Annotated in this window: 11 protein-coding genes; 6 read left to right on the forward strand and 5 right to left on the reverse strand. The window is 65.0% G+C overall.

The genetic code is table 11. The features are described 5' to 3' along the window. Window position 1 precedes the first annotated feature (1 nt). Both JMY29_RS17825 and JMY29_RS17830 read right to left on the reverse strand, forming a co-directional pair. Window positions 2–772, reverse strand: coding sequence for an alpha/beta hydrolase (locus JMY29_RS17825; RefSeq protein ID WP_189076311.1), 771 nt, complete (start codon window positions 770–772; stop codon window positions 2–4). After that, window positions 769–1,806, reverse strand: coding sequence for a LacI family DNA-binding transcriptional regulator (locus JMY29_RS17830; protein WP_189076312.1), 1,038 nt, complete (start codon window positions 1,804–1,806; stop codon window positions 769–771). Before JMY29_RS17830 ends, JMY29_RS17825 begins: the two co-directional genes overlap by 4 nt. Before the next feature lie 195 nt (window positions 1,807–2,001). On the opposite strand from JMY29_RS17830, the gene JMY29_RS17835 reads away from it, so the two are divergent. Genes JMY29_RS17835 through JMY29_RS17845 form a run of 3 tightly spaced genes read left to right on the forward strand, consistent with a single transcriptional unit; the run spans window position 2,002 to window position 5,221 of the window. Beyond that, window positions 2,002–3,171, forward strand: coding sequence for a Gfo/Idh/MocA family protein (locus JMY29_RS17835; RefSeq protein WP_189076313.1), 1,170 nt, complete (start codon window positions 2,002–2,004; stop codon window positions 3,169–3,171). After that, a complete protein-coding gene (locus JMY29_RS17840; protein ID WP_018778160.1) occupies window positions 3,171–4,385 on the forward strand; it encodes a dihydrodipicolinate synthase family protein in 1,215 nt (404 codons plus the stop codon). Before JMY29_RS17835 ends, JMY29_RS17840 begins: the two co-directional genes overlap by 1 nt. After that, window positions 4,382–5,221, forward strand: a complete 840-nt coding sequence (locus JMY29_RS17845) for a sugar phosphate isomerase/epimerase family protein (protein ID WP_064722472.1) — start codon at window positions 4,382–4,384, stop codon at window positions 5,219–5,221. Before JMY29_RS17840 ends, JMY29_RS17845 begins: the two co-directional genes overlap by 4 nt. A gap of 139 nt (window positions 5,222–5,360) precedes the next feature. Here the strand turns inward: JMY29_RS17845 and JMY29_RS17850 are convergent, their stop codons facing one another. The 3 genes from JMY29_RS17850 to JMY29_RS17860 form a co-directional block, all read right to left on the reverse strand. Continuing rightward, window positions 5,361–5,555 carry a hypothetical protein gene (locus JMY29_RS17850; RefSeq protein ID WP_035733800.1) on the reverse strand — a complete coding sequence of 65 codons (195 nt, stop codon included), beginning with the start codon at window positions 5,553–5,555 and terminating at the stop codon, window positions 5,361–5,363. Between the two features lie 11 nt (window positions 5,556–5,566). Beyond that, window positions 5,567–6,646 (reverse strand): YihY/virulence factor BrkB family protein, encoded by a 1,080-nt coding sequence (locus tag JMY29_RS17855; protein ID WP_018778157.1) that lies wholly within the window; start codon window positions 6,644–6,646, stop codon window positions 5,567–5,569. Window positions 6,647–6,746: 100 nt separating this feature from the next. Continuing rightward, window positions 6,747–7,952, reverse strand: a complete 1,206-nt coding sequence (locus JMY29_RS17860) for an ROK family transcriptional regulator (protein ID WP_189076314.1) — start codon at window positions 7,950–7,952, stop codon at window positions 6,747–6,749. Between the two features lie 141 nt (window positions 7,953–8,093). On the opposite strand from JMY29_RS17860, the gene xylA reads away from it, so the two are divergent. The 3 genes from xylA (at window position 8,094) to JMY29_RS17875 (ending at window position 11,852) form a co-directional block, all read left to right on the forward strand. Continuing rightward, complete coding sequence (gene xylA, locus JMY29_RS17865; RefSeq protein ID WP_018778155.1) at window positions 8,094–9,281, forward strand: xylose isomerase; 1,188 nt, start codon at window positions 8,094–8,096, stop codon at window positions 9,279–9,281. A gap of 87 nt (window positions 9,282–9,368) precedes the next feature. Continuing rightward, on the forward strand, window positions 9,369–10,799 hold the full coding sequence (locus JMY29_RS17870; RefSeq protein ID WP_189076315.1) for a xylulokinase: 1,431 nt from the start codon (window positions 9,369–9,371) through the stop codon (window positions 10,797–10,799). 69 nt (window positions 10,800–10,868) lie between these two features. Continuing rightward, window positions 10,869–11,852 (forward strand): LacI family DNA-binding transcriptional regulator, encoded by a 984-nt coding sequence (locus JMY29_RS17875; RefSeq protein WP_189076342.1) that lies wholly within the window; start codon window positions 10,869–10,871, stop codon window positions 11,850–11,852. Window positions 11,853–11,854: the final 2 nt, after the last annotated feature.

Consider the following 11,854-nt stretch of genomic DNA (forward strand, 5'->3'; position numbering starts at 1 on the left):
GCTAGGCAAGCCATTCCAGACGCCGGAGCCAGTCAGCACAGAGTCCGGTCCATTGCCCGGCGCCGGGCGCCCCATCCGCCAGGCCCAGCCCATGGGCGCCACTGGGGAATACATGGAGTTCCACCGGAACACCGGCACGTCCAAGCGCAGCCGCGTAGGAGATGCTGTGACTGAGCGGTACGACGTCGTCGTCGGCAGTGTGCCAAAGGAAAGCGGGCGGAGTGGCGGCGTCGACGCTCAGTTCCGCTGACAACGCACGCCGGGCATCGACGTCCGCGCCCGTTCCGGCGAGGTTGTCCACAGACCCCTGGTGCGCCGCGTCCACAAAGGAAATCACGGGATAGCAGAGAATGCTGAGGTCAGGTACAGCAGCGGAAGCGTCCACCGCAGGATCGCCGGTAGCCACCTGCACCGACAAAGTGGCAGCAAGGTGGCCGCCGGCCGAAAAACCCAGAACCCCTACCCGGCCAGGATCCACCTCCAGCCCATGCGCCCCCTCACGAATCCACGTCATGGCCTGTTTGGCGGCCAACAGCGGGGCCGGATGCCGGTGCGGCGCGACCGGATAGCGCAGCACAAAGGCATGGATCCCCAGGGAGGCCAGCCATTCGGCCACGGGTTCGGCTTCATGGTCGGCCTGCCTCGCGTAGCCGCCTCCCGGCAGCACCAGAACGGCAGGCGCAGGCGCGCCGGAATGCCCGGCAACTCCGGAACGCCCGACGGCGGGAGTCACCGTCAGCGCGGCGGGCACCTGTTCCGCTGGAACCGTCATGGTTGGGATTCCACCGGGGTTTCCGTACTCCGGCGAAGTTTCACCGTGCCGGAGATGGGAGCTGTATCGGGATCTCCGGCTGCGAGGCGGCCAATATCCTCCAGCGGAAGATGGACCGTGGACAAGGCCGGCCGGAAGTCCCGCAGCGTTTCAATGTCATCGAAACCGGCAACCGTGGCATCTCGGGGAATCCATACCCCTTCAGGCCGCAGGGCCGCGGTAACCCCAATGGCCATGACGTCATTCACGGCGAAGATGCAGAGCCTCTCCAGGGACCCTTTGATTCGTTCCGCAAGCGCCTGCCCGGCCTCGAACCCGCCGGCACGGTTGAAGCCGGTGCGGATGACCTCGGCAGCCGGCCGTCCGGCGTCGGCCAGTCCGCGCTGGAATCCGCGCACACGGTCATCGGAGGTGTAGAGCCCCGCAGGACCCGCAATGATCACGAAACCGCCGTCGTGAGTGGCGGCCAGTTGTCCGGCCAGGCCGGCAGCGAGTTCCTCGTTGGGAACTTCCACCACTTGGTACCCCTCGGCCGCACTGGCTCCGACCACAGGATGGCCCACTACCCCAACGTGCCCACCGTTGCGGCAGTACCGGTCCAGCTCAGCGGCGAGTTCGGCATTGCCCTGCTTGTCTTCCGCACGCTCCGAGCGTGAACCGGCAATCACGATTGAGTCGGCGCGGCGGGCGGCAAATGCGGCCACCGCTTCCTTTTCCTCCGCGGGAGTCCCCGAGGTACTGGCCAGCAACACCATACGGTTCTGCCGGCGCGCAGCTTCCTGGACGCCGCGCGCGATGGCCGAAAAGTAGGGGTCGGCAATGTCGTGCACCACCAGGCCGATCAGCCCTGAGCTCGACTTGGCGAGGCCCTGGGCCTGGGCGTTGGGAACATAACCGAGTTTGTCGGCGGCTTCCCGCACACGCTCCGCAATATCCTCGGCGGGCTTGCGCGAGGACCCGTTGAGGACCCGGGAGGCCGTTGCCAGGGAAACCCCGGCCAATCGGGCGACTTCGCTGAGTGTGCTGGCGGCCACGGGGAGACTCCTCTTCGTCAAGCGCCGGACTGGCGCTAAGGAAATTATGGCAGTTCTTCACAGAAAGCGGGAAAGCGCTTGCCAAACCTCCGTGCATTGGTGCATGATCGATGGCAACGGGAATGCGCTTTCCCATCATATCGAGCAAGCACCGGCTTCCACACAGCGACCGGCACACAAGGCACTGGAGAAAACATGGGTTTCGAAACAAAGACGATCCGCATCGCCATGAACGGCATCACTGGACGCATGGGCTACCGCCAGCACCTGCTGCGCTCCATCCTCCCCATCCGTGACGCAGGCGGCTTCACCCTGGAGGACGGCACCAAAGTCCAGGTCGAGCCCATCCTGGTAGGCCGCAACGAGGCCAAGATCCGCGAGCTGGCCGAACTCCACAAGGTTTCCGAGTGGTCCACCGACCTTGACGCCGTGATCGCCGATCCCACCGTTGACATCGTTTTCGACGCCTCAATGACCAGCCTCCGCGCCGCCACCCTGAAGAAGGCCATGCGCGCCGGCAAGCACATCTTCACCGAGAAGCCCACGGCCGAAACCCTCCAGGAAGCCATCGAACTTGCACAGATCGGCAAGGAAGCCGGAGTCACCGCCGGCGTCGTTCACGACAAGCTGTACCTCCCCGGCCTGGTGAAGCTCCGCCGCTTGGTCGATGAAGGCTTCTTCGGCCGTATCCTCTCCATCCGGGGCGAATTCGGCTACTGGGTCTTCGAAGGCGACGTGCAGGCTGCCCAGCGTCCGTCCTGGAACTACCGCAAGGAGGACGGCGGTGGAATGACCACGGACATGTTCTGCCACTGGAACTACGTCCTTGAAGGCATCATCGGCAAGGTCAAGAGCGTCAACGCCAAGACCGCCACGCACATCCCCGCCCGCTGGGACGAAGCCGGCAAGGAATACAAGGCAACCGCTGACGACGCTTCCTACGGCATCTTCGAGCTCGAAACCCCGGGTGGCGACGACGTCATCGGACAGATCAACTCGTCCTGGGCCGTCCGCGTCTACCGCGACGAACTGGTGGAGTTCCAGATCGACGGTACGCACGGTTCCGCCGTCGCCGGTTTGAACAAGTGCGTTGCGCAGCAGCGCGCCCACACCCCCAAGCCCGTCTGGAACCCGGACCTTCCCGTCACCGAATCGTTCCGCAGCCAATGGCAGGAAGTCCCCGCCAACGCTGAGCTGGACAACGGCTTCAAGCTGCAGTGGGAAGAATTCCTGCGCGACGTCGTCGCGGGCCGCGAGCACCGTTTCGGATTGCTCTCCGCCGCCCGCGGCGTGCAGCTTGCCGAGCTCGGCCTGCAGTCCTCGGCTGAGCGCCGCACCATCGACATCCCGGAGATCACCCTCTAATGACGTCACTGATTCTTCCCACTGACGACGGCGGAACCCGCGAGTACCGCCTCCAGCCCGCCACGGCGTGGGTCAAGCCGACCGCACCGTTGGCTGCCCGCCGCGCCTACGCCGCAGCGCACGTCATCCCCGAGGTAGCTGCAGACAACACCCCCGGCGCTCCGGCGCAGCTCGACTGGGATGCCACACTGGCTTACCGCCACGAGCTGTGGAGCTACGGCTTGGGCGTCGCCGATGCCATGGACACCGCGCAGCGCGGCATGGGCCTCGACTGGGCCGCAACCCAGCAGCTCATCAAGCGCACGGGCGCCGAGGCCGCTTCCGTGGTGGCAGCCGGTGACGCAGCCATCGCCGGCAAGTCCGTCCGCGACCTCGTCTCCTGCGGTGCGGGCACCGACCAGCTGGACATCGCTGCACTCCCCGAAGGCGCAGCAGGAATCCAGGCCGTCATCGACGCCTACCGCGAGCAGATCGCCGTCGTCAGTGAAGCCGGCCCCAAGGTCATCCTCATGGCGTCCCGCGCGCTGGCCAAGGTCGCCAACGGCGCCGACGACTACCTGCACGTCTACTCGACGCTGCTCCAGGAAGTCGATCAGCCGGTCATCCTGCACTGGCTCGGCACCATGTTCGATCCCGCATTGGCCGGTTACTGGGGTTCCGACGACGTCTCTGTTGCCACCGAGACGTTCCTCAGCCTGATCCGCGAGCACTCGGACAAGGTTGACGGCGTCAAGGTTTCGCTGCTGGACGCTTCCCACGAAGTCGCCCTCCGCGCCGCCCTGCCTTCCGGTGTGCGCTTGTACACCGGCGACGACTTCAACTACCCGGAACTGATCGACGGCGACCAGACGCACCATTCGGACGCCCTGCTGGGCATCTTCGCGGCCATCTACCCTGCCGCTTCAGTCGCCTTGCAGAAGTACGACGCCGGCCAAGGTGCTGAAGGGCGCGCGATCCTGGACTCCACCCGTGAGCTCGGGAAGCACATCTTCAGCGCACCGACGTTCTACTACAAGACAGGCATCGCCTTCATGTCGTGGCTCAACGGCAAGCAGCCCGGCTTCCAGATGGTCGGCGGCCTGCACTCGGGCCGTTCCGTCCTGCATCTGGCCAAGACCTTCGAACTGGCCGACCAGGCGGGGCTGTTGAAGGACCCCTCGCTGGCGGCATTCCGGATGTCCGACTTCCTGCGGATCAACGGGGTGGGCGCATGAGCGACTTCTCACGACTATCCCTGAACAGTGCAACCACCAAGAAGTGGACCCTGGCCGAAGCTGTGGATGGTTGCGCCCGCGCCGGCATCCCCGCGATCGGTCCGTGGCGTGACCGCGTGGCCGAGGCTGGCTTGGACAAGGCTGCCAAGCTCATCAAGGACGCCGGCCTCCGGGTGTCCTCGTTGTGCCGGGGTGGCTTCCTGACCGCCGCCGACCCAGAGGGCCAGGCAGCCGCACTCGCTGACAACTTCGAGGCCGTCCGGGAGGCCGTTGCCCTGGACACCCAGGAGTTGTTCCTGGTGGTTGGCGGACTCGCTCCCGGCGAGAAAGACGTCGTCGCTGCCCGCCAGCGCGTCGCCGACCGCCTTGAGGAACTGGTTCCTTTCGCCTCCGAAAACGGTGTCCGGTTGGTACTGGAACCCCTGCACCCGATGTACGCCGCTGACCGCGCACTCATCTCCACCCTTGGCCAGGCACTGGACCTCGCCGCGCCGTACGACGCGAAAGCGGTCGGCGTCGCCGTCGACACCTTCCACGTCTGGTGGGATCCGGAACTGAAGGCGCAGATCGACCGCGCCGGGCGCGAAAGCCGCATCGCCTCTTACCAGGTGTGCGACTTCAACCTGCCGATCGCTGCGGATGCGCTGTTGTCCCGCGGCATGATGGGCGACGGCGTCATCGACTTCGCCACCATCGGCACCTGGGTCAGGGACGCCGGCTACAAGGGCGACATCGAAGTTGAGATCTTCAACCAGGAAATCTGGGATGCCGATGGGGACATCACCCTGGAAACCATGAAGCAGCGCTACGCGGAGCTCGTCCTCCCCTACGCGTAACCACGTGATCCTCCCGCGGATGCCCTAAGCTCCGCGGGAGGACCACTCCAAAAACGAGCGGGCTCCTGCCAAGGTCACGGCAGGGGCCCGCTTTTTTGCACGGCAGGGTGGTGAAGGCCGGCGGAAAAAGCCCGATCCCTCAACCGGTTTCCACGCGGGTCTTCCGCAACCCGATCAAGGTGACCGAACCGCCGTCGTGCCCTTGCAGTTCGAGCCTGATGTTCGGCGAATCCTCCTGCGGTTCCACTGTGCTGACCTGGAAGACTTCACCGCCGATCCGCAAGCGGTCGCCGCTCTTGACGGCCTTGAGCTTCTTGTCCTTGCCCGGGGTCATGGTCGCTCCCACTATTTGTCTTTCCTGGCGTCATCGCCGTGGGTTTCGCGGAGCTCCTCGCCGCGTCGCACCACTTCCTCTTCCTTTTCCTGCTGCTTGTCGCTGCGCTTGGTATCACGCGGAGGCAGCTGGAGGCTTTCCTCTGCTTCAATGCCGCCTTGGAGTTGGCGCCCGCGTTCCATTTCGGCATCGAACTCGGCACCGAACAGCAACGACATGTTCAGGATCCACAGCCACAGCAGCATGATGATGACGCCGGCCAAGGCGCCGTAGGTCTTGTTGTAGTTGCTGAAGTTGGCCACGTAGAAACCGAAGCCCAGCGATGCCAGGGCGAAAATGACCAGCGCGATGAGCGAACCCATGCTCATCCAGCGGAACTTGGGTTGCTTGACGTTGGGGGTGAAGTAGTAGAGGACAGCAATGATGGCCACCACGATCACGATGAGTACGGGCCACTTGGCAATGTTCCACACGGTCAGGAAAGCCTCGGACAAGCCGATTGCCCCACCGATGGCCTCCGCCACCGGGCCGCTGAGGACTAGCATGGCAGCCACCAGCGCAGCGCCCAACACAGCCACGATGGTGACGGCGAGCATGGTGCCGCGCAACTTCACGAAACCGCGGCCTTCGTCCACTTCATAGACGCGGTTCATTGCCCGGCTGAAGGCCGTGGTGTATCCGGAGGCGGACCAGAGGGCCACCAGGATGCCGAAGACCAGGGCGAAACCTGCTGCGTTGGAGCGGGTGAGCTCCTCAATGGGCTGGCGCATGGCGTCGACACCCGGACCCGGCGCGAATTGCTGGACGATATCAAGAATGGCCGAGGTGGTCTTGCCGGCATCGCCAAAGAGCCCCAGCAGGGAAACCAACGCCAGGAGCGCGGGGAAGAGGGAGAGCACAGCGTAGTAGGTCAGGCCGGCAGCCGCGTCCGGGCACTGGTCCTTGCTGAACTCCCGCAGAGTGCGCTTGGCGATGTAGGTCCACGTGGGCTTGGCGAGGTCGTTGGGACTGTCCGGCTTCCGCGAGTCTTCCGGAGAGGGCGCGGTCCTCGCTTTGCTGGTGCTGGTGTGGGCTGAGTCTTGTGTGGTCATGGGGCACTCGTCCGTGGGTAGTTTGCGCGAACAGCTGACCCATCAATAGTAAGCATACTGATGATTGCTATGGAAGAACCCCGCCGGACTTAGCGGCGATTCAGGCCAGTTTGCTCGCCAGCAGGAACTCGAAAGGTGACTCTATGACAGAGCGGATAACTTGGCCCGCGGCCCCAAGGAGTGTCCCGGAGTGCTCCAAACGGGAGACTGTCAGGTTCTCCGGAGCCAGCAACCCCGGCGCGTAGCGCTCCAGGCTTTCCAGCAGTGACGGCCGGATCCACTCCCCCAGTACGGCGAAATGCCCGCCAAGGACCACAGCTTCAATGTCCATCAACCTCGAGGCCGAGGCGAGGGCGACGCCCAGGGAGCGACCGGCGTCGTGAACCGCCTTTGCGGCCGCGGGTTCCTGCGCAGCCAGAGCCGCCAGCAGCAGCCCGGTCCGCTCGCCCAGTGTGCCTTCGGCGACGCCCGCGGCCTCGAATATAGCCTCCTGGCCCGCGAACGTCTCCAGACAACCCCACCCGCCACAGGAGCAGTGAGGGCCTTCCGGATGCACCACGATATGGCCCAGCTCGCCGGCAGACCCACCTGGGCCCGTATACAGCTCAGATCCGATGATGATGCCGCCACCGACGCCCACCTCACCTGAAACGTAGAGGAAGTCGGGCCGCCCGCCGCCATACCAAAGCTCACCGAGGGCAGCACTGTTGGCCTCGTTGGACAGCCTGACGCCAAGCGGCGCACCCTCCAGCAGCGATTGCGGATGCAGCTGCTCGTCCTCCCAATGAAGGTTGGGGGCGGACAGCACTGTATCGCCCTTCCCGTTCACCAGCCCGGGCACGGCCAGGCCACCGCCCAGGATGGCAATGTCCTCTGCCGCCGCCGCGGCCTTCGCTTCGGCAGCCAAGCCTGCAAGCTGTTTCATGACCTGCGCTGGCGGCATCCCGCGGTTCCGGGACTCGACGGCCGAATGGAAACGAAGGTTTCCGGCAAGGTCCACCAGGCCCACGGCAAGGTAATCAACGTTGATCTCCATGCCCACAACGCCGCGTCGGGAGTTAAGCTCCAGGCCCTGGCCGGGCCGCCCCCGCTCCCCGTCGCGGTACAGACCTACCTCGGATACCAAGCCGGACTCCACGAGGTCGGCCACCAGGCTGGATACCGCGGCCTTGGTGAGCCCGGTGCCGGCGGCGAGCTGCGCGCGGCTGGGCTTGGTGTCGACGGTTTTGGCGATCGAATCCAGCACCAATGAGAGGTTTCGACGGCGGACGTCACCCACGCGTCCGGGCGCGGTTGGCTCATTCATCAGCAGGGACCTCCTCGCAGATTCAAAAATTCTTGTGGACTTCCATTGACCATGATCCATCATGGCCCATATAGTTCAGATTGAAAACTAATTGGAATGTCTTTTTCCACCTCATTCCCATTGCCTTGCAAAGGAGCAATCATGACCCCGCAGCCCACCCCTGCAGACAAGTTCACCTTCGGCCTCTGGACCGTCGGTTGGACCGGCGCCGATCCCTTCGGCGTGGCAACCCGCCAGGCTCTGGATCCCGTGGAAGCCGTTCACAAGCTCAGCGAACTCGGCGCCTACGGCATCACTTTCCACGACAACGACCTCATTCCTTTCGATGCGAGCGCCTCCGAGCGCGATCTCATCCTTAAGAACTTCAAGGCAGCCCTGGCCGAGACCGGCCTGAAGACGCCCATGGTTACCACCAACCTCTTCAGCCACCCGGTCTTCAAGGACGGCGGCTTCACCTCCAACGACCGCTCCATCCGTCGCTTCGCCCTGAGCAAGATCCTCCGCAACATCGACCTCGCCGCTGAACTTGGCGCAGAGACCTTCGTGATGTGGGGCGGCCGCGAAGGCAGCGAATATGACGGTTCCAAGGACCTCTCCGCAGCGCTTGACCGCATGAAGGAAGGCGTGGATACCGCCGCCGGGTACATCAAGGAGAAGGGTTACGGCCTGCGGATCGCCCTGGAACCGAAGCCGAACGAACCCCGCGGTGACATCTTCCTCCCCACCGTCGGCCACGGCCTGGCGTTCATCGCGCAGCTGGAACACGGCGACATCGTGGGCCTCAACCCGGAAACGGGCCACGAGCAGATGGCCGGGCTGAACTTCACCCACGGCATCGCCCAGGCACTGTGGGCTGACAAGCTCTTCCACATCGACCTCAACGGCCAGCGCGGCATCAAGTACGACCAGGACCTCGTCTTCGGACACGGCGATCTCACCAGCGCGTTCTTCACCGTCGATCTCCTGGAGAACGGCTTCCCCAACGGCGGACCGAAGTACACCGGCCCCCGCCACTTCGACTACAAGCCTTCCCGCACCGACGGCTACGACGGTGTCTGGGAATCGGCCAAGTCCAACATGTCCATGTACCTGCTGCTGAAGGAACGCGCACTGGCCTTCCGCGCAGATCCCGAAGTCCAGGAAGCACTGACAACCTCGGGCGTGTTCGAACTCGGCGAAAGCACGCTGGGCGCCGGCGAAAGCACTGCGGACCTGCTTGCTGACGCCAGCGCATTCGACACGTTCGACGCCGACAAAGCCGCCGAACGCTCGTTCGCTTTCGTCCGCCTCAACCAGCTGGCCATCGAGCACCTCCTCGGCGCCCGCTAAACCTCTCCAACCCACCGCAACCCCGCCGCCGGGCTTGTTCCAGGATTTCCTGGGCAAGCCCGGCGCGGTTCGCCAAAGGAACAACGCATGCCTCTCGTAGCCGGGATCGACAGCTCCACCCAGTCCTGCAAAGTGGTCATCCGGGACTCAGCCACCGGCGCCCTGGTCCGCCAGGGCCGGGCTTCCCACCCTGACGGCACCGAGGTCCACCCGGATCATTGGTGGACAGCCCTGCAGGAAGCCATCGCGGCGGCGGGCGGCCTGGACGACGTCGATGCCGTCTCCGTTGGCGGACAGCAGCACGGCATGGTGTGTCTGGACGAAACCGGAGAGGTGGTCCGTCCCGCACTGTTGTGGAACGATACCCGCTCCGCGCGGGATGCCGAGGAGCTGATTCTCGACGCCGGACAGGGTGATCCCGTTGCCGGATCCGCGTACTGGGCGAGCAGCACGGGGACAGTTCCGGTGGCATCCCTGACCGCCACCAAGCTGCGTTGGCTGGCACGGAACGAACCCGAAAATGCCCGGCGGACGGCTGCGGTGTGCCTTCCCCACGACTGGCTGTCCTGGCGCCTGGCCGGTCATGGTCCGGGAACGGGACCGGAATCCTTGGAACTCCTGCGCACCGATCGCTCCGATGCATCGGGCACCGGGTATTACTCCGCAACCAACGGCGGGTATCTTCCGGAGGTCCTGGAGAGCACCCTGGGGCATCTGCCAATCCTGCCAGGGGTGGTCGGCCCGCTGGAGGCGGCCGGCAAGACCCCGTCCGGCGCCCTGATTGGTCCGGGAGCCGGCGACAACGCGGCGGCGGGACTCGGCGTGAGCGCCGCCGTCGGGGATGTTGTTATTTCGATCGGAACATCCGGCACTGTCTTCGCGGTTTCGGATGTCCCGTCCCAGGATGCCAGCGGATTGGTGGCCGGCTTCGCCGACGCCACAGGGAACTTCCTTCCGCTGGCCTGCACGCTCAATGCCACGCGGATCTTCGATGCCACGGCGGCGCTGCTGGGCGTGAGCCTGACAGAGCTCGGCGAACTTGCACTGTCCGCCCCGGAGGGCGCCGACGGATTGACGCTCATCCCCTATTTCGAGGGCGAACGGACTCCAAACCTTCCTGACGCTACCGGTTCGCTCCACGGCCTCACCCTGTCCAATTACAAGCCCGCCAACCTTGCCCGGGCTGCGGTGGAAGGCGTTATCGGTTCATTGGCTGACGGCCTGTCCGCACTTCAGGCCCAGGGCGTTGAGGCCCGGCGCATCATCCTTGTAGGCGGCGGCGCCCAATCCGAAGCCGTCCAACAGGTTGCGGCCTCGGCCTTCGGCCTGCCCGTGTTCGTTCCCCGGCCCGGTGAATACGTGGCCGACGGCGCTGCGCGGCAAGCCGCGGGTGTCCTCACGGGCCAGCTGCCCGAATGGCCCTTGGACGGCCTGACCGTGAACCGCGGCGATAGTGCTGGCGTGGCCCCCTTACTGGAAAGGTACCGCCATTACGCCACCAAGGCTGCCATCGGCTGATCACGGTTGCCGGTGCTCTATCGTGACAGGGTGAGCTCTGAACAATCTGCATCAGCCCGCCCGCCTGTCATGGAGGACGTCGCCCGCGTGGCCGGGGTTTCCCACCAGACCGTCTCCCGCGTCCTGAACAACCACCCGAATGTGAGTTCCAAGACGCGCGAACGCGTGGAGCAAGCCATCACCGAGCTCGGCTACCGGCGCAACACGGCAGCCCGCAGCCTGGTGACCCGGCGGTCCCAAACCATTGGAGTACTGGGCAGCGAGCTGGCGCAGTACGGGCCGTCCCACACCCTCCTAGGCGTGCAGCAGGCGGCAAGGGACGCCGGCTATTTCGTCAGCGTGGCCGGTTTGCGGGAAGTCACACCGGAGACCATCAAGGACGCCATTGCGCATTTCATGGACCAAGGCGTGGATGGCATCGTGGTGACGGTCCCCCACCCCGGCACGTTCGACGTCCTCCGGGACATCACCGCCCAAGTCCCACTGGTGGCCGTGGGGTCGATCGGGGACGAGCACCTCAGTGGGGCAACCGTTGACCAGCGCCAAGGGGCACAGCTGGCCGTTCAACACCTGCTGGAACTTGGACACCAGGAGATCGGCCACTTGTCCGGGCCGGTGGACTGGATTGACGCTGCAGCGCGCATCGAGGGCTGGCAGGATGCACTGGCCCAGGCAGGACTTGAGCCCGCCGCACTGATCGAGGGCGATTGGAGCGCCGAATGCGGGTACAGGGAAGGCCTGAAGATCTCCGCCGACCGTTCCATGACGGCCCTCTTCGTAGCCAATGACCAGATGGCGCTCGGCGTGCTCCGCGCCTTCAACGAAACCGGCGTACGGGTACCGGATGACATCAGCGTGGTGGGCTTTGATGACCAACCGGAGTCGGCCTATTTCATCCCGCCGCTGACCACCGTTGCCCAGGATTTCGAAGAGCTCGGCCAACGATGCATTGATCTGCTGCTGGATCGCATCGAAGGCGGATCCACCGGAATGGCAGCTACGGTAGCTCCCCGCCTCGTGGTCCGGTCCACCACGGCTGCACTCCGCAACTAGCG

This window comes from Paenarthrobacter nicotinovorans (genome assembly GCF_021919345.1).
Lineage (GTDB): Bacteria > Actinomycetota > Actinomycetes > Actinomycetales > Micrococcaceae > Arthrobacter > Arthrobacter nicotinovorans.